Source organism: Kribbella sp. NPDC054772, assembly GCF_053611945.1.
Genome location: NZ_JBSHBJ010000010.1, coordinates 176,040 through 194,185, shown reverse-complemented (window position 1 = coordinate 194,185; position 18,146 = coordinate 176,040). Strand labels below are relative to the sequence as shown.

At 68.8% G+C, this 18,146-nt stretch carries 16 protein-coding genes and 1 pseudogene; 9 read left to right on the top strand and 8 right to left on the bottom strand.

Going from position 1 to position 18,146, the window contains the following annotated elements; all coding sequences use genetic code 11:
• Positions 1-105: 105 nt before the first annotated feature.
• Together ACWGID_RS18895 and ACWGID_RS18890 are read right to left on the bottom strand one after the other, a co-directional pair.
• On the bottom strand, positions 106-1,056 hold the full coding sequence (locus ACWGID_RS18895; RefSeq protein ID WP_452198251.1) for a helix-turn-helix domain-containing protein: 951 nt from the start codon (positions 1,054-1,056) through the stop codon (positions 106-108).
• Positions 1,057-1,132: 76 nt separating this feature from the next.
• Positions 1,133-2,695, bottom strand: a complete 1,563-nt coding sequence (locus ACWGID_RS18890; RefSeq protein ID WP_452198147.1) for an amidohydrolase family protein — start codon at positions 2,693-2,695, stop codon at positions 1,133-1,135.
• A gap of 80 nt (positions 2,696-2,775) precedes the next feature.
• On the opposite strand from ACWGID_RS18890, the gene ACWGID_RS18885 reads away from it, so the two are divergent.
• The 3 genes from ACWGID_RS18885 to ACWGID_RS18875 are packed head-to-tail and all read left to right on the top strand — an operon-like array spanning position 2,776 to position 5,564.
• Entirely contained in the window at positions 2,776-3,552 is a 777-nt protein-coding gene (locus ACWGID_RS18885) for a hypothetical protein (RefSeq protein WP_452198145.1), read from the top strand.
• Between the two features lie 31 nt (positions 3,553-3,583).
• On the top strand, positions 3,584-4,453 hold the full coding sequence (locus ACWGID_RS18880) for an exodeoxyribonuclease III (RefSeq protein ID WP_452198143.1): 870 nt from the start codon (positions 3,584-3,586) through the stop codon (positions 4,451-4,453).
• 1 nt (position 4,454) lies between these two features.
• Positions 4,455-5,564, top strand: a complete 1,110-nt coding sequence (locus ACWGID_RS18875; protein ID WP_452198141.1) for a hypothetical protein — start codon at positions 4,455-4,457, stop codon at positions 5,562-5,564.
• Here ACWGID_RS18875 and ACWGID_RS18870 read toward each other — a convergent pair.
• Positions 5,557-6,057: a mycothiol transferase gene (locus ACWGID_RS18870; protein WP_452198139.1), complete on the bottom strand. Its 501-nt coding sequence runs from the start codon at positions 6,055-6,057 to the stop codon at positions 5,557-5,559. The two genes, ACWGID_RS18875 and ACWGID_RS18870, sit on opposite strands and share 8 nt — an antisense overlap.
• 46 nt (positions 6,058-6,103) lie before the next feature.
• Between ACWGID_RS18870 and ACWGID_RS18865 the strand changes: the two genes are divergently transcribed.
• Positions 6,104-7,138: an aldo/keto reductase gene (locus ACWGID_RS18865; RefSeq protein ID WP_452198137.1), complete on the top strand. Its 1,035-nt coding sequence runs from the start codon at positions 6,104-6,106 to the stop codon at positions 7,136-7,138.
• Here ACWGID_RS18865 and ACWGID_RS18860 read toward each other — a convergent pair.
• Entirely contained in the window at positions 7,135-7,722 is a 588-nt protein-coding gene (locus ACWGID_RS18860) for a hypothetical protein (protein WP_452198135.1), read from the bottom strand. The genes ACWGID_RS18865 and ACWGID_RS18860 overlap by 4 nt on opposite strands.
• Positions 7,723-7,746: 24 nt before the next feature.
• Between ACWGID_RS18860 and ACWGID_RS18855 the strand changes: the two genes are divergently transcribed.
• Entirely contained in the window at positions 7,747-8,475 is a 729-nt protein-coding gene (locus tag ACWGID_RS18855) for a DUF5995 family protein (protein WP_452198133.1), read from the top strand.
• On the opposite strand, the gene ACWGID_RS18850 is transcribed toward ACWGID_RS18855, so the two are convergent.
• On the bottom strand, positions 8,472-9,176 hold the full coding sequence (locus ACWGID_RS18850; protein WP_452198131.1) for a M50 family metallopeptidase: 705 nt from the start codon (positions 9,174-9,176) through the stop codon (positions 8,472-8,474). The genes ACWGID_RS18855 and ACWGID_RS18850 overlap by 4 nt on opposite strands.
• 31 nt (positions 9,177-9,207) lie before the next feature.
• Complete coding sequence (locus ACWGID_RS18845) at positions 9,208-10,383, bottom strand: hypothetical protein (protein ID WP_452198130.1); 1,176 nt, start codon at positions 10,381-10,383, stop codon at positions 9,208-9,210.
• A 153-nt stretch (positions 10,384-10,536) separates the two neighbouring features.
• Here ACWGID_RS18845 and ACWGID_RS18840 point away from each other — a divergent pair, with 153 nt between their 5' ends.
• The 3 genes from ACWGID_RS18840 (at position 10,537) to ACWGID_RS18830 (ending at position 14,312) form a co-directional block, all read left to right on the top strand.
• Positions 10,537-12,576, top strand: coding sequence for a S41 family peptidase (locus ACWGID_RS18840; protein ID WP_452198128.1), 2,040 nt, complete (start codon positions 10,537-10,539; stop codon positions 12,574-12,576).
• Positions 12,577-12,696: 120 nt separating this feature from the next.
• Positions 12,697-13,914, top strand: a complete 1,218-nt coding sequence (locus ACWGID_RS18835) for an aconitase X (protein ID WP_452198126.1) — start codon at positions 12,697-12,699, stop codon at positions 13,912-13,914.
• Positions 13,911-14,312 carry an aconitase X swivel domain-containing protein gene (locus ACWGID_RS18830; RefSeq protein WP_452198124.1) on the top strand — a complete coding sequence of 134 codons (402 nt, stop codon included), beginning with the start codon at positions 13,911-13,913 and terminating at the stop codon, positions 14,310-14,312. The genes ACWGID_RS18835 and ACWGID_RS18830 overlap by 4 nt, the downstream gene beginning before the upstream one ends.
• Here the strand turns inward: ACWGID_RS18830 and ACWGID_RS18825 are convergent.
• Positions 14,302-14,934, bottom strand: coding sequence for a hypothetical protein (locus tag ACWGID_RS18825; RefSeq protein WP_452198123.1), 633 nt, complete (start codon positions 14,932-14,934; stop codon positions 14,302-14,304). The two genes, ACWGID_RS18830 and ACWGID_RS18825, sit on opposite strands and share 11 nt — an antisense overlap.
• 248 nt (positions 14,935-15,182) lie before the next feature.
• On the opposite strand from ACWGID_RS18825, the gene ACWGID_RS18820 reads away from it, so the two are divergent.
• The gene (locus ACWGID_RS18820) at positions 15,183-16,019 is read left to right on the top strand and encodes a phosphatase PAP2 family protein (RefSeq protein WP_452198121.1); all 837 of its coding nucleotides are present in this window, start codon (positions 15,183-15,185) and stop codon (positions 16,017-16,019) included.
• Positions 16,020-16,033: 14 nt separating this feature from the next.
• On the opposite strand, the pseudogene ACWGID_RS18815 reads toward ACWGID_RS18820, so the two are convergent.
• A pseudogene (locus ACWGID_RS18815) lies at positions 16,034-18,070 on the bottom strand (SulP family inorganic anion transporter); the annotation flags it as partial.
• Between the last annotated feature and the right edge of the window lie 76 nt (positions 18,071-18,146).

Here is an 18,146-nt window from a genome sequence, read left to right as displayed (position 1 = left end):
CGTCGGCTGCGGCACCCCCGCTCCTCCCCCCCGGCCCGCGTCCGTACCCGGGGGGTACGCCCCCGTGGGGCCCCCCCCGGCGGCCGCGGGGGGGGCCACCTTTCGTCACGGAGCGATCAGGCCGGAGCGGGCGGCGTACCAGGCCAGCTGCATGCGGCTGTCGGTGCCGGACAGCTCCATCAGTCGCCGGATCCGGCGCTGGACAGTCCGCTCGCTGGTGCCGAGTCGGCCGGCTGCGGTCTTGTCCGGCATTCCGGACAGCAGGTAGGTCAGTAGTTTGATGTCGAAGTCGTCCCAGGCCGGACCGCCCTCGACCAGGCTGGCAGCGCTCAGCCGAAGCGGCGTCGCGACCTGCCAGACCCGTTCGAACAGGTCGACCAGCAAGCGGACCAGTGACTGGCCACGGACCAGCAGGAAGCCGGGGTCGATCCCGGTCTGGTCCGGCAGCATCGGCAGCAGCACGATTGTCCGGTCCATGATGATCATCTTGCTCGGCAGTTCGTTGACGATCCGGATCTGGTAGCCGCCGTCCAGGAACCGGCCGATCTCGGCCGGTGTCCGCGGATCGTCCAGAGCGGCCCGTTCGTACACATACCGGTACGACGGCACGTCGGTGGTGACCTCCAAGTCACCGTCCAGCACGTACGGCGGCCGGAAGAACGCCAGCAACTCGTGCTGGGCGCCCCGCTCGATGTTGTCCACCCAGGTGGCGAGCTCCTCCGGTGTCGTGAGCGCCTCCACCTCACTCATCGTCGACGCCGCGCCGGTGCGGTACACGTCCACCAGTTCGGTCAGCCGGTGCTGCACCTGTTGCAGCGTCGTCTGGTGCTGAACGATCAGCGTCCCGAGCCCGACGTCCGGAGGTACGGCGTTGTACTGGCCCGTCTCGTCACCCGTGACCAACCCGAACCCGGCGAGCCTGACGAGCGCACCGGTCACGGTCTCGGACGGTAACTGCACAGCCACGGTCAGATCGGTCACGGTAGCCCTGCGTCGGCGCAGCAGTTCCACGTAGACCATTTCGTCCTGCTGACCTATTCCGAGACCATGCAGCATCGCCACCCCTGCCCCTTGCCCTCACGAAGTCGTGGCTGGACGCTACCCCGGCCGGCGGGGGTGGTGACGAGTTGTCTCAGGCGTACGCACGGAGTCCGCTGAGCAGACCGCCATGGAACGGGTTGGCGTCGACCGCGTCGAACCATGCGGAGCCGGTGGTGAGTGGTTCGAGTGGCGGGATGGTGACCGGGATCGGGGTGGCGCCGGCAGTGCCGCGGCGGCGGACTTCGTCGTCGAGTTCGGGCGCCGGCATGTCCGGCAGCAGGACGAACGCGCCGGGCTGCGAGGCGGCGGCCGCGAAGCCGTCCGCGGTCCCAGCGGGGTCAGGGGTGAAAGCGGCGGGGAAAGCGGCGGCGAGCCTCGCGAAGGTCGCCGTGACGCGCGCCGAGGCGCCGGGCGGATCGGCGCGGACGTCTTCCAGGGCGGCGACGACGGAGTCCCACGTGACGGCCGGATCACCGTAGTCGATCACGCGGGACAGCCGGCCGACCTTGATTGGGGTGGCCAACGGAGCGAGTGGCTTCATCAAGGAGCGCACGCCGTAGCGGGCCTTGCCGCCGACGACGACCAGGCGTACGTCGGACTCGGTGGCGGTGATGATGCTCCGATAGACGTCCACGTCGGTGCGACGCAGTACGAGAAGGTCGGCGAGGGCACCGGGCTCCAGCCGGCCGACGGGACGCGGCCAGACCTCGGTCAATGCGTCGCCCGGGTTCGACGTCACCATCCGCACGAGTTCGGAGTCAGTGAAGACCGATTCCGTCCGGTTCCAGAGATCCGCGACCTTCAGTTCCCACAACACATTCCTGGTGCCGGACGGACCCCAGTCCGACCCGAGGCACAAGCGCACCCCGGTGGCCTGCGCGGTTTTCACGTCCGCGGTCGCGCCGTACAACCACAGGTTCGAGAACGGCGACCACACCAGCGTCGAATTCCCGGCCTTCATCGTCGCGAAATCGTCGGCATTCAGCGCCGCCCCGTGAATCGCGACGAGTTGCGGCGTCACCACTCCGACGTCGGCGAGCAACCGGAACTCGGCGCGCAGTCTCGGATCCGATCCTTCCGCCGAGTGCGCGATGAATCCCCGTCCGGCGGCAACCGCCGCCACATAAGGCGCCAGCGTATCCTTGCTATCGGCAACGAGTGTGCTGACCCGGATGAAATCCTCGGGCGTCCCGAGTTTCTCCGAGTCGACGTTCCGGATCAGCTCGTTGTCCGGCGGTACGGCGCCCCGCGGGTTGCCCTGGATGGACGTCGTACCGCCGACGATCGCCCGCGTCTCGACGTACCTCAGGAGTGCTCGTCCCGCGGCGGCGCCGAGGAGGCGGGCCGGTTGACTGATCTGCGCGCTGTACGTCGGTGCGCGTCCCCACTGGTTGTGCGACGTCCACGGAACGGCGCGCGAAGGCTCCGTCCACAACGGCAGGCTGTTGTACATCAAATGATTGTGTAGATCGATCAGCCCGGGACAGATCAATCCGCCGGCGGAGATGCGCGGCGCGTTCTCGAATCCCGGCGGTACGGCGTCCAGCGGGGTGACCGCGGCGATCAACCCGTCGTCGCCGACATAGACCGCGGCGCCCGGAAGAATCTCCCCACCCGGTCGCATCGTGACCACGGTTCCACGCAGTACAAACATGGCATTGCCTCCCGTAGAATTCCCCGTGCCGCCCCTGGTCACGAGCGTAAGGTCGTGGATCGTCGAGGGGGAGGACTTCGATGGCCGATTTCGATCCCGGTCCGCCGGCCACGGTGGCGCGGCACTTCGCGAAAGTGCCGAGTTACGTGGAGCTGAAGGAATTGTTCTGGTACGACTGGGGTCCGGTGTTCTACCGCGGCCGGCTGAACCGCACGGCCCGGCTGCTCGCGGTCGCGTCCGACCCCGGACCGACCGAACGCATCGCCGGCCGCACGCTGGTCGGCGACGCCGGTCAACGGGTGCAGGGCTTCCTGACGAAGCTCGGCCTGACGCGCAGCTACGCGCTCGTCAACGCATACGCCTACGGACTCATCCCGGCCTGCGCCCAGCAGGCGGTTCCGTTGCTCTCCAGGCCCGATCAACTGACCTGGCGCAACACGCTGCTCGAATTGATCACCGGTCCGCCGTTGCAGGCGATCGTGGCGTTCGGCGTCCAGGCACGGTCCGCCGTCGAGCTGTGGACGGGCAAGCCGAACGTGCCGGTGTTCGAGGTGCCGCATCCGTCGAGCCACCAGCCGAAGGTGCTGATCGACAGCTGGCGCGCCGCGATCACCGAGTTGCGGGCGATCGTGACTCCGGACCCGGACGGTGACGCGACGGGGCCCAACTACGGCCCGAAGTTCCTCGAGACCGATTACGCGCCGATCCCGCCGCGCGACCTGCCGTTCGGCGTACCGGCGTGGCTGGGTGACGACGCGTGGGGGCGGCATGACAAACCCCGCCACAATAACAGCGTCGACCGCCCGGACACCGACGTCCTGAACACTCTGGTCTGGCGGGCACCCAAGCTCGGCTGAAATGGTCCCCGGCGGGGGCTACCTTGGTCGGATGCGAGTGGCGACGTGGAATGTGAACTCGGTCAAGCAGCGGATGCCGCGGTTGCTCGACTGGCTCGACGAGCGGCAGCCGGATGTCGTGTGCCTGCAGGAGACCAAGCTCGCCGACGACGCGTTCACCACGCTGCTCGGCGCCGAGTTGACCGGCCGCGGCTACGAGATCGGCCTGTACGGCGAACCGCAGTGGAACGGGGTGGCCCTGCTCTCGAAGGTCGGCCTCGAGGACGTGGTGACCGGCGTCGCCGGCGCGCCCGGCTTCCCGAATCCGGAGGCGCGCGCGGTGGCCGCGACCTGTGGCGGCATCCGGATCCATTCGCTCTACGTGCCGAACGGCCGCACTCCCGACTCCGATCACTACCACTACAAGCTCGCCTGGCTTGCGGCGCTCACGAAGGTCGTCGCAGACGGGCCGGCCGACCAGATCGTCTGCGGTGACATGAACATCGCCCCGACCGACGCCGACGTCTTCGACCCGGCGGCGTACGTCGGTCAGACGCACGTGACCCCACCGGAACGGCAGGCGCTGGCCGAGCTGATGGCCGCGAAGGGCCTGCACGACGTGGTCCGCGACCGCTGGCCGGACAACCGCGTCTTCAGCTACTGGGACTACCGCGCCGGCATGTTCCATCAGGACCTCGGCATGCGCATCGACCTGATGCTCGCGACCGACTCGGTCGCAGAGCGCGTCAAGGCCGCGTGGATCGACCGCAAGGCGCGCAAGGGCACCGGACCGAGTGACCACGCGCCGGTGATGATCGATCTCGACACCGCACCGGACGGCGACATCGGTCCGATGGTCCCACCGCCCTCCGCGCCGCGGACCGGGCGGAAGAAGACGACCAAGCTCCCGCAGAGCCGCTGAGATGCGCCGCCGCACTGCGATCGCGATCCTCTTGCTCGCGACCCTCGCCGCCTGCAGTGACGACGCCAAGCCGCAAACGGTCGCGTGGACCAAGGTCGACACCCCGGCCGAGCCCGTCACCTTGACCGCGCACGACGACCAGCTGCTGATCGGCCTTCGCCATCGCGGCGCCAAGGTCGTGCCGGAGCTGCAGCTCCTCGACGGCAGCGGCAAGCGCACCTCGATCACCGTCAAGCCCAACCCCGCCAGCCCGTACGCGTTCGAAGCCATCTGGTACTCGATCGCGTACGACGGCAAGCAACTGCTTGCTCTCGGCGGCGCCGCCGGTGGCGCGCACTCGAACACCCGCTGGACGGTCTGGAGCGGCACCCCGCAGACCGGTCTGATCGAACGCCCGCAGGACTTCTTCACGTTCGGCGGCCAAACCGCCGGCGACCTCTACAGCGCCGTCATCACGCCGAGCGGCCGGGCGCTGCTCGGTTCATGGGGCGGTGTGCAGACCGGCAACGACGCGATGGTCTGGCTGCCCGAAGGCAACAAGTGGACCCGTCAGGACCCGACCAAGACCGTCCTGCAGAGTACGCCGTCCCTCCTCGTCGGCCCCGGCTTCGGTACGACGCTCGGCGAGCGCATCGTGATCGTCGGTTCGCAGGTGCGGCTCGCACCCAACGTGGTCGCCCAGGAGGCCGCCGTCTGGCGCTCCACCAAGCTCAACTCGGGCTGGACCCGGATCGTCCTGCCCGAGCCGGGCAACCGCAGCCAGGCCAACACTGCCACCTGCGCCAAGGACTGCGTGATCTCCGGGTACGTCGACGGCCAACTCGCGATGTGGCAGCTCGACGCCGACGGGACGGCGAAACGCCTGCACGGACTCCCGTCGGTCCCGGTGGGGGACAAGGACAAACTGCCACCGCCCGTGCGCGACGGTGACACGATCGTCCAGGTCGTTGCTCAGGACAACAAGGTGAAGGTGATCAGCGGTCAGGACGGTCACTGGACCGTCCGCGACTCCCAGGGGCCGGAGGGATCACCAACGGCCGCCGTGCTGATGCCGGACCACAAGCTCTACCTGATCGCCGGCACGTCCCTCTGGCAGACGACGCTCAGCTGAGCAGCCCCTTCACGTACGCCGCCTGGCCGGAGTGCTGGGCGCAGTCGTCGATGACGCTGACCAGCCGGACGCCGAGCGTGACCGGCGGTGTCCACCGGCGGTCGACGATCCGGTCCAGGCCCTCGTCGGTCACGGTGCTCAGGAACTCCGCGGTCCGCGCGTGCACGGCGTCGTAGTACCCGAGGAGTTGGTCTGCCGAGAGCTTGACCTGCGCGACCTGCTCCGACGTGTGCGCATACCCGGTGTCGGCCGCGTCGAGCGGCAGCGCGAGCCGCTCGAACCATCCGTCGGCCGTGTACACCTGCTCGTACCCACCCGCGTCGGCGAGGTGGTCGTCCTGGACCCGGGTCAGGTGCCAGACCAGCCAGGCGATGGAGTTGGCGGAATCACCCGGCCGGGTTGCGAGCGTCTTCTCGTCGAGCCCCTCTACGACGTCGTGCAGGACCTCGTGGACCCGGCTGTGTGCGTCGATCAGCAGTTCACTCGTCTTCATGACAGCCACCGTAGTCTGCCGTGGAGACAGTTCTGAGAAGGGACCAATGGTGGAATATCGCACTCTCGGCGCGAGCGGCGCCGTCGTCTCGACGTACGCGCTCGGCACCATGACGTTCGGCAACGAGACCGACGAGGCCGGTTCGCACGCGCAACTGGACCGGTACGTCGAGGCCGGCGGCAACTTCGTCGACACCGCGGACGTGTACACGGCCGGCGTGTCCGAGGAGATCGTCGGCCGCTGGCTGGCGAGGAGCTCCGCGCGCGACGGCGTCGTACTCGCGACCAAGGGCCGGTTCCCGACCGGTGACGGCCCGAACGACGTCGGCACCTCCCGCCGGCACCTGCGGCGCGCGCTCGACGCGTCGCTGCAGCGCCTCGGCGTCGATCACATCGACCTGTACCAACTGCACGCTTGGGACCCGGTCACCCCGCTCGAGGAGACCCTGAGCTTCCTCGAGGACGCCGTCCGGTCCGGCAAGATCGGGTACGGCGGCCTGTCGAACTTCACGGGATGGCAGCTGCAGAAGGCCTGTGACCTGATCGACCGGCGCGGCTGGTCGCGGCTCGTCACGCTGCAACCGCAGTACAACCTGCTGGTTCGCGAGATCGAGTGGGAGATCGTCCCGGCCGCCCAGGAGAACGGGCTCGGTCTGCTGCCGTGGTCGCCGCTCGGTGGCGGCTGGCTGACCGGGAAGTACTCGTTTGAAGACGAGCCGACCGGCAGCACCAGGCTCGGTGAGAACCCGGATCGCGGCGTCGAGTCGTGGTACCGGCGCAGTACGAACCAGCGGGTCCGGGACGTCGTCGGCGCGGTCCGGGAGATCGCCGAGGCCCGCGGGATCTCGATGGCCCAGGTCGCGCTCGCCTGGCTGGTCGACCGGCCGGCGATCACGTCGGTGATCCTCGGCGCCCGCACGCTCGAGCAGCTCGACGACAACCTCGCCGCGGCGGACCTGCACCTCACCGCGGACGAGACGGCGAAGCTCGACGAAGCGAGCGACCCAGGGGCGGCCGACTATCCGTACGGCGGTCCCGGCGTGGCGCAACGCGGGCGCCCGATCGCCGGCGGACGCGCCTAGAGCTCCACGGCGGCGCGGAGGGCGGTGTACGAGGCGACCAGGGCCTGTCGTTCCGCCGCCAGCAGTGGGTCGTCGCGATCGCAACCGGCCTGGACCCACTGGTCCGAAAGGTTCATCGCGTCGACCCGCTTCTGCGCGGCCGGCTCGAGCGCGCCGCGGTCCGCGCAGAACACGTACGCGTACAGGTCGACGAGTGCGGAGACCAGCTGCGGCTCGGTGACATCGTCCGAATGCTGATGCACTCGGTGAACGCGCCACCACTCGACCTCCAGCCGGGCGGCCTCGACCGGCTCGAAGGCCAGCGCGCCGGACAGGACGACGAGTTCGTAGAAGCGGCGCATGTAGGCGCGGGCCGCGTCCGGCTGGTTGTCCGGGTAGGGCGACCACACCTGGTTCGCTCGGAGTACACACCATGCTCCGAGGAGTGTTCGATGCGGTGGCATACCGAAGCCGGCCGACACCATGCCGACGGCGGCCGTGAGAAACGTGCGCCATTCGTGGCGGTAATACGCGGCCCAGGCATCGGCCTCACGGTTGCCGACGAGCACCGGGTCGAAGGACAGTGGTCCTGATCTGGCGTACATGATCCCTCCCCCTGCGGAGATCCGATGAAAGATGGTAGACCGATCGCGGACGTGGTTTCTCGGATGCGGCTGCGCCTCGACGACGTGCCGCCCGAGCTTGCGCACCGGAAATACTTCCTCGGGACCTATCTGCGGACCACCGAGGCAGTCGGGCGAGCGATCGACCAGGCGCGGTTCGAGGACCCCCGCTGGGTCGAGGTGTGGGACGTGAGATTCGCCGAGCTCTACCTGCAGGCGCACGACGGCGACCGGGTGGCGCGGCCCTGGCGGCTGGCGTTCGATGCGCCGGAGAATCTGCCGCCGCTGGTACACGTCCTGCTCGGGATCAACGCGCATGTGAACTACGACCTGCCGCAGGCCCTGCTCGCGGTGATCAGCGACGACGACTTCCTCGACCGGCACCTGATGGATCGGCGGCGCCGGGATCACGAACGGATCGACGGTGTGCTCGCGGAGCGGGTCGGGGCCGAGGACGACGAACTCGCGGCGACCGGTCCGCGCAGTCTGGTCGATCGCGTCCTCACACCGTTCAACCGGTTGGCCTCACAACGCTTCCTGCGCGAGTCGCGGCAGAAGGTCTGGCACAACACCGCCGAGCTGCAGCAGGCGCGCCTCGACGGCAGCTATGAGAAGCGGCTGGCCGAGCTGGAGGTGCTGAGTGCGGCCAAGGTGGCTGACCTGCTGCGGCCGGGACAAGTACTGCTACGGCTCGCAGTGACCGGCTTCGGCGTCATGCTGCCGCCGCCTGCCTAGCTCGGCAGTACGCCGGACCACACGACACCGATCGCCAGACAGCCGAGGGTCACCAGCCCGAACACGCCGACCCACATCAGTGCCGGCACGCCAGTGAGGCGGCGCAGTTGGTCGGCGTCCGACGTACGACCTTGGCCGCGGCGGCGCGAGTGCTGGAGTTCGATGACCGCTCGCGGCGCGGCGAGCAGCAGGAACCACGTGAGCAGGTGTGCGAACGCGGACTGTACCGACGGCGAGCCCCACCACGACACGCCGAAGACGAGGGCACCGAACACCAGCACCGACCAGAGACCGTAGAGGTTGCGGATCTGCAGCAGCAGGATCACCAGCGCGAGCAGCAGTCCCCACAGCAGCGCGACGGCGTACCCGCGGCTCAGGACGAACGCGGCGGCGAGGCCGAACAGAGCGGGGCCCGGGTAACCAGCCAGCAGTACGGCGATCATGCCCGCGCCGGTCGGGCGTCCGCGGGACACCGTCACGCCAGAAGTGTCCGAGTGCAGGCGGATCCCGGACAGCTTCCGTCCGACCAGTGCGGCGATCAGACCGTGCGCGCCTTCGTGCGCGATCGTCACGACCTGCCGGGTGAACTGCCAGAACGGCCGCCACGCGATCAGCAGCAGCGCGACCACACCGGTCCCGATCACCAACCGCAGGGACGGCTCGGGCTGGACGGACGTGACGCTGTCCCAGAACTCACTCACCCGCCCATCCTTGCAGGCGGGTGGTCAACCCTCAGGGAAACGGGATGTGGACGGTCACCCGCTCCCTGAGTTGCTCGCTGATCAGCCACAGCTCCTTGGTCGCCGGCCAGTAGGACAGGTTCTCGGTGTTCTTCGGCGCTTGGGTCCACGCCGTTGTCGACTCGCCGCCGATGCCACGGTGCAGACAGCTCGGGTAGTCGACGCCGTCGCCGATGTTCCCGGCGTACTCCGGACACACGCCGGAGATCACGAAGTTGTTGTTGTCGGAGACAGCGCCCTGCATGCCCCACACGGGCGAGTCGAACGCCTCGACCGCATGGACGACGCCGTCGGCGCCCGCGCGCGGCAATCCGGTCGACTCGTCGAGCGGCCAGCGCACGATGCGGCCACCGCCGCGCTCGGTGTGCTCGGCCGCGACGAAGGAGCCCGCCCCGCCGTGGTCGATACCGAGCGACGCGAAGCACGGCTTGGTCCCGGTCGTGTTCGCGCAGCCGCCACCGGCGTACCAGTAGGCGCCGATCTGGGGGAGCGCGAACGCGTGCCAGAGTGCGTGATATTTGCCGTCGACACCTAGCCCCACCTCTCCGGTGGAGGTGTCGGTGCGCCAGATGTGCCGGAGGTCGAACACCCGCAGTACCGATCCGCTGGTCGCCACCACCAACAGGTTGCCCGACCAGAACAGCCCGTGGCCGTGTCCGGCGATCGCCTGGAAGTTCCCGTCCGCGGTCGGCTCGACGAGCAGCACGTGCCGGTACTTGTTCGTCGCCAGGTCGAGGAACGACACGCGGATCGCCGTGTCGTCGGTGTTGTGCCAGCTCGCGACCGCGACCCGCCGCGCGCCCCCGGCCGGCTGCGCGTCGCCGGAGCCACTGACGCCTTGCGGGATCCACACGTTCTCGTCGTCGTCCTCCCCGTCCTGCCAGCAGAACCCCTGTGGATTCAGGGCAGCGTTGAGGTACGTCGAGTGGCACAGCGCCCGCCCGGTCCGGTTGGACGCCGCGAGTACTTCGGTGACGCCGACCGGTGCGAGCTGGGGTTTCGTCTCGAGCTGCGCGACACGTTCGCCGTACGTCGTGAACGTGTCGCCGGAGACCAGCTGGAAGCCGGTCGCGTCGATGCGTGGGAACGCGGCCGCGGCCTGGGCGGACGGCGCGGGCAGGACGCCGATCAGGAGGGCCGCCGTTAACAACAAACGACTGATCCGCATAACTTCGATAGTGATTGACAACGCGTCCGGCTGTCCTGGCGGAACGGCGTGGCGGGCCCGTTGACATCGTTCGGGGCGCGGACGACCGTGGAGGGATTCGTGGCCCTGGGGAGGGTCCGCCGCAATGGGGGAACCATGTCGCAACCACGCACGATGAAGAGCACGGGGAAGCTGACCGCTGCGCAGAAGACCGCAGCGAAGAAGGCCACGGCGAAGAAGCTCGCAGCACGGAAGACCGCAGTACGGCGGAGCACTTCTGCCGCTGTGCACGAGGCGGCGGCGCCGCGGCCGACCGCCGCGGTGCCGGTCGCCGCTGTTCCGCTCGCCGACTTTCTCGACTCGGCCGGAACGCTGACCCTCGACCAGCGCCGGCTCCTGGTGGACCAGGCGCTGCTGCTGTTGAGCGAGAACTACGTGCACCTGCCGCTGAAGATCGCGATGCACGCCGTCAACCCGCTGCAACGGCTGCGCGTCATGCGCGCCCGATTGGCCCGCCAGACGCCCGACACGATGGAGGCCGAGTGGCTGTTCCATCGCGAGATGTCGAGCACCTTCCACTCGGTCCGCGACCTGCACACCAACTACCTGCTGCCGGTCCCGTTCGCCGGCATGGTCGCCTACCTGCCGTTCCTGATCGAGAAGTGCTACGACGAGACCGGCGGCGAGCACTACCTCGTCACGCGTACGGTCACCGGTTACCAGGCGCCGCACTTCGGAGCGGGCGCCGAGGTGACGCACTGGAACGGTACGCCGATCGCTCGCGCGGTCGCCCTCAACGGCGCCGTCTTCGCGGGCAGCAACCAGGCGGCCAACCTCGCCCGCGGTCTGGAGTCGCTCACGCTCCGGCCGCTGATCATCCAGTCCCCGCCCGACGAGGACTGGGTGACACTGACGTACGTCGGCCTCGACGGCTCGAACCAGGAGCTCCGCGAGCAGTGGAAGGTCACCGCGAACCTGCCACCGATGACGGACCTGGACGCGGTCAGCGTGGCCTCGGCGTCGATGGGTCTCGACCTCGACTCCGACGAGAAGTCCCGCGCGAAGAAGGCGCTGTACGTCCGGGACGTCGTCGACCTCGAACGCGGCCGGAGCTCGGTCGAACTCGCCACGCCGGCCGCGGTCGAGGGCGCGGACCTGCCGACCACGATGCCCGGCGTGTTCCGGGCGCGCGAGGTCTCCACGCCGTACGGGACCTTCGGGCATCTGCGGATCTTCACGTTCAGCGTCCAGGACCCGGTCGCGTTCCGGGACGAGTTCGTCCGGCTGACCACCGCGCTGCCGCAGAACGGCCTGATCGTCGACGTCCGCGACAACGGCGGCGGGCACATCTACGCCAGCGAGTTCACCCTGCAGACGATGACGCCGCGGCGCGTCGCGCCGGAGCCGGTCCAGTTCATCAGTACGCCGCTCAACCTGCGGATCTGCCGGCGGCACAAGGACAACCCGTCCGGGATCGACCTCGGCCCATGGTTCGACTCGCTCGACCTCGCGATCGAGACCGGCGCGCAGTACTCAGCTGCGAAGCCGATCACGCCCGAGGACGGCGCGAACGACCTCGGTCAGACCTACCACGGCCCGGTGGTGCTGATCACCGACGCCCGCGTCTACTCGGCCACCGACATCTTCTGCGCCGGCTTCGCCGACCACGAGATCGGGACCATCCTCGGCGTCGACGACAACACCGGAGCGGGCGGCGCGAACGTCTGGACGCATGGTCTGCTCGCGCAGTTGCTGAACGAACCGCCGCCACCCGACGAGACCTCGCCGTACGTCGCGCTGCCGAACGGCGCGAACCTGCGGGTCGCGATCCGGCGTACCCTGCGGGTCGGCAAGCTGGCCGGGACGCCGGTCGAGGACCTCGGCGTCAAACCGCAGGAGACCCACCGGATGACCAGGGCCGACCTGCTCGAGGGCAATGTCGACCTGCTGAACAAGGCCGGCGCGCTGCTCGCGGCGATGCCGGTCGGCCGGCTCGACCTAAAGACCTCGCTCGACGGTACGACGCTCACCGTCGCGATCGATGTGCAGGGCATCAATCGCGTCGACGTCTACCTCGACGACCGGCCGATCAGCTCCGAGGACCTCGGCGCGCCGGTCAGCATCGACATCCTGGACGTCACCCCGGGCCAACTCCTGCGCGCCGACGGCTATCAATCGGGCGTCCTGGTCGCGTCGCGACGGCAGACGGTCTAGGACCGCGGACCGCCAGCACTCACCAACCTCGCCAATCGCGCCGGTCGTCAGCGGTGCTGTGCGTGACGGTGCCGCGCCCAGCGTGGTTGATGAGTGCTGCAGGTCCGCTAGTTTCGAGGTATGCAGAGTCTCCACCTGACCGCCGACGAGCAGGCGATGCTCGGCGGTCGGGACGGGGACGGCGTGGCGCTCGCGATGCGGGTGATCGTCGGTCAGGCGCGGATCTCGGAGGCGCCGCGGCTCGTCGAGATCACTTCGGCGCACGTCGACTCCTGCCTGTACCACGGTCAGGTCAGTCTCGACTTCGCGCAGCGTCTGGTCGAGCTGGGCGCGACGGTGCGCGTCCCGACCACGTTGAACGTCGGCTCGATGGACCTCATCCATCCAGGGCTCGTTCGCGATCAGGAGCTCGCCGCGGCGGGCCGGGAACTGATGGCGGCGTACGTCGCACTCGGCTGCACGCCGACGTTCACCTGCGCGCCGTACCAGCTGCCGAATCGCCCAGCGTTCGGCGAGCACATCGCCTGGGCGGAGTCCAACGCGATCGTGTTCGCGAACTCGGTGCTCGGCGCGCGGACGGATCGGTACGGCGACTTTCTCGACGTCTGCGCGGCGATCACCGGACGAGCGCCGTACGCCGGGTTGCAGACGACCGAGGCGCGCCGCGGGACCGTGGTGTTCGACTGCCGACGGCTCGGTGACTTCCTGCGGTCCGAACTCGCGTACCCGCTGCTCGGACACCACATCGGGTCGGTGGTCGGGGCCGAGATCCCCGTACTGGTTGGCATCCCCAACGATGTCGGCGAGGACGCGTTGAAGGCCCTCGGCGCGGCCGCCGCGTCGGCCGGGGGAGTCGCGCTGTTCCATGTGGTCGGGGTGACGCCGGAAGCGCCGGCGTCTGTTGATGGGCTGCCGGTGCGCGTGGTGTCGGTGGAGACGTTGCAGCGCGTACGGCGAGAGTTGTCGGCGGTCGGAACCGAGCTCGATGCGGTGAGTGTCGGCACGCCACATGCGTCGTACGACGAGTGCGTTCGGCTGGCCGAGTTGGTGGTGGGGCCACCGTTGAAGGTGCCGTTCTACTTGTCGACTTCTCGCGTGACGCGGGACCGTCTGATCGCGGACGGCGTACTGCGGGTGCTGGAGAGTGCCGGCGTGACAGTGGTCGTCGACACCTGCACCTATGTCACCGCGATTCTGTCGCCCGACTGGAAGCACGTGATGACGAACTCGGCGAAGTGGGCGCACTACGCTCCCGGGAACATCAACGTGTCCGCGGTGCTCGGATCGCTGACCGAGTGCGTCGCTTCGGCTCGCGCCGGCCGCGTGGTGCTCGCATGATCGTTGGTCGCACCCTGCACCCCGGCACCGCGACCGGCGTTCCCATCCGACTCACCGCCCCGCTGTCGTTCTGGGGCGGCACCGACAACCAGGGCCGCATCGTCGACGCGCATCATCCGCAGTGCGGCGCGATCCTCACCGGACGCGTTCTGCTGATGGAGTCCGGCCGCGGTTCAAGCTCCGCCTCCAGCGTCCTCGCCGAACAGATCCGTGCGCACACGGCCCCCGCCGCCATCATCCTGACCCGCCCGGACACGATCATCCCGCTCGGGGCCCTGATCGCCGCCGAACTCTACGACCTGCACCTGCCGGTCGCGGTCGCGTCGTACGACGCAATTCCCGACGGCGCGCAAGTGGACGTCACCGCCGACCCGGCCCGGACCACCATCACCTGGTGACAGCCTCTTCCCGGGTCGGGAACCGCATGAGTACGGCGGTCGCCGCGAAGAGGACCGCGCACCCCGTGAGGGCCAACGACACCGAGGTGAGTCCGGCGAGCGTGGAGATCGTGACGCCGCAGACGATCTCGCCCAAGTACTCGAGTTGCGCGAGGAACGAGTGCGTCGTGGCTCGGATGTCCGCCGTGACGACCAGGCCGGTGGCGGCACCGGTCAGTTGGGCCCGGGCGGCGCGGGCCAGCACACCGTTGATCCGGTCCGGCCCGTCGAGTTCGTCGGTGATCAGCGCGACGTCGGAGCCGCTTGCGAAAGTCCACGAGATTCCCCAGAGCACCTGGGTCGCGAGCAACGCCGGGAACGACTCGAAGAGCCCGGTCGCGAGCATCGCCGTACCCATCAGGACCTGGGAGATCACCAGTGACCACTTGCGGCTGATGGTGTCCGCGACGACGCCCGCCGGGATCTCGAAGACCAGCGCGAACGCGCTCTGCACCGACCCGATCAGCACCAGTTGGGCGGGGGACAGGCCGGCGTCGACGACCAGGTAGACGCTGGTGACCAGCCACCATCCGTTGTGCAGGACCGCGCGCATCCAGGTCCACCGGATGAACACGCTCACCATGCCCGCACCACGCCACCTCCGTCTTGATCGGTACGCCGATCCTTCCGGCCGCGGGACGACCATCGCCACCGAGTTTTCTCGCGATGTGAGTAGCTTCATATTCTTCGCAACTATCAGCATATTGCGATAATTTGAAATGGTGCCAAGGGTCACATCGGAAAACGAATGACCGTTCTTGATCTGCGGGCGATCCCAGGCGCAGGGTGGATTTTCAGAGAACGAGCGTTCGGTTTGAGCTGGGGGTCGGCATGGCGCAGGTGACTCTGGACCGGGTGGGGCAACCCACGCTCCCGGAACTGGGCCAGAGACAAGGTGGGCACAACGGGTTCTGGCGGATCGTCCGTGAGATCGCGCTGCTCGCACTGCTCTTCGGCGTCTACAACCTGGGCCGGTTCCTGTCGGCAGAGCATTCGGGTACGGCGTTCAAGCACGCGCACGAACTGATCCGGTGGGAAGCCTGGCTGGGATTGCCGAGCGAGGCGACGATCCAGCACCACGCGTTGCAGGTCGACGGACTCGCCCGGGTCGCCAACGTGTTCTACGCGAGCGTGCACTTCCCGCTGACCGCTGCGGTGTTGCTGTGGTTGATGATCCGACGCCCGGCCGCGTACGGGAAGGCGCGCTGGGCGCTCGCGTCACTCACCGGGCTGGCGTTGATCGGGCACATGTTCTTCCCGCTCGCCCCGCCGCGGATGATGCCGGGCTGGGTCGACACCGGCGTGCTGCTCGGTCAGTCGGTCTACGGACCGAGCACGCACTCCGGTGTCGCGAATCAGTTCGCCGCGATGCCGAGCCTGCACGTCGGCTGGTCGCTGATGATCGCGGTGTTCCTGATCCGGGCGACCAGGTCACGGTGGCGCTGGCTGTGGGTCGCACATCCGCTGCTCACCTTCACGGTCGTCGTGGTCACCGCCAACCACTACTGGCTGGACGGATTGGTGGCGATCGCGCTCGCCGTACCGTTGCTCCTGATCTTCGACAGTTCGTCGTCGGCGCGGACCAGGAAGGGCGGCCGGTCGACGACCAGCCGGGCCGCGGCGGCGCCGATGTCGAACCAGAGCCCGATCAGCTCGAGCCGGCCTTGATCCTCGGCCTTGCGGACACACTCGAAACTCCGCAGGTTCTCCAGCTGTACGGCGACATTCGCGACCGACAGCTTGTCCGCGGGCGACAGCTTCACGCCGCTCGCGGGGTCGACGACATCGGGCAGGGTGAAGGCTCGGCGTACCGATGGTTCGAGGTGCCGGAGCCAGCTCTGCAGACCCGAGCCCTCGGGAACGTCCGCCGCCAGCGCGGCCGCGGCGGCGCCACACGCGGAGTGCCCGCAGACCACGATCGATTTCACCCCGAGGACGTCGACGGCGTACTCGATCGCGGCGTCGACGGAACTGCTGTTCGAGCCCTTGGCCGGCACCAGGTTGCCGATGTTCCGCACGCAGAACTGGTCACCCGGACCGCTGGTGGTGATCATCGTCGGCACGATCCGGGAGTCCGCGCAGGTGATGAACAGGTGCTCCGGTTGCTGTCCGTCGGCCGCGAGCTTCGCCAGCAGCGGGCGGATCTGATCAGCCGTCGCCTCGAACTCGCGGACGCCGTCCAGCATCGACACCTGCTGGCCCGAACCCGGCCGGTGCATCTCGACCGAACCGCCGCGCGCGATGTGCCCGCGTTGCCAGTCCTCGATCGCCTCGTGCGCCGCGTGGTCGAGATGATCGACGGTGAGCACCACCCGGACGTGCGCCCCGGCGGGGATCGACCGCAACGTGCGCACGAGCGATGCGACCCCGAGGAACACGAGCGCGCCACGGATCCGCACTGTCCACACGCCGTTCGACTCGGTCGCCGTGACGGTGGCTCGCGCGAGTCGGTAGAGCAGGCGGACGAGCGCCAGTACGAGGCCGAGCAGTACACCTTCGGCCAGTCCCAGCGCGGCGACGCCGACTGCGGTCACGACGTACACGAGTAGCTCGTCGTGGCGGCGGAGCGTGCGGATGTGGGCGAGCTGCACCAGTCGCAGACCGGTGACCAGCAGTACGCCGGCCAGCGCGGCCATCGGGATGAGTTCGAGCATCGATCCGGCCGCGAGTACGAAGGCCGCGATCCACAGACCGTGCATGATCGAGGAGGCCCGGGTGCGCGCGCCGGCCGCGACGTTGGTCGACGAGCGAACGATGACGCCGGTGACCGGCATCCCGCCGAGCGCGCCGGACACCGCGTTCGCGGCGCCCTGGCCGATCAGCTCGCGATCGAGGTTGCTCCGGTTGCCGCGATGAAGCTTGTCAACGGCAACGGCCGACAGTAGCGACTCGACGCTGGCGACCAGCGCCACGGTGAGCACCGCGGTGATGATCTCGACCGGAGTGCCCTCGGGCATCGCCGGCATGATCAGACTCTGCAACGGGTTGTCCGGCAGGTCGACGCGCGTCACATCAGGCATCGCGACCGCGGCCAGCGCGGTCACCGCGACGACGGCGACGAGTGGTGCGGGAACCGCTTTGACCTTGGGGATCCGCGGCCAGGCGAGCACGATCGCGACCGTCAGCACGCCGACCACGACCGAGTGCCCGTGGTGGGTGATCAGCTGTGCCGGGAGTTCGGCGACGTTCGCGATCAGGGAGCTCTGGGCCTTGCCGCCGAGGACGACGTGCAGTTGCTGGACGGCGATCGTGACGCCGATCCCGGCGAGCATGCCGTGCACGACGGCGGGTGAGAGGGAGAGCGCCAGCCGCCCGATGCGGGTGACGCCCAGCAGGATCTGCAGGAGGCCGGCGGCGCACGTGATGGCAGCGGTCGCGGCCCAGCCGAACTGGCTGACCAGTCCGGCGACGACGACCGTCAGACCGGCGGCCGGGCCGCTGACCTGGAGTGGGGAGCCGCCGAGCGCGCCGGCGACGACACCGCCGACGACAGCGGCCACCAGGCCGGCGATCAGCGGGGCGCCGGACGCGGCGGCGATCCCCAGCGACAGCGGTATCGCGATGAGAAACACCACCAGCGAAGCCGGCAGGTCGTGGTGGAGAATTGCCAAAGAATTCGTACGCAGCCAGGACGAACGTTCACTGGAAGCAGGTGGGGAATGGGTGGTCGGCACGGGAAAGTCCTCCGGCGTCGGTGCTCTGGGCAACAGCTCGGGCATCAGGCGTCGAAACAAAGAGTGTCGATCTGGTTACCCATCGTACTGATTCGTTCAAGGCCGGAACAGCGACAATTCC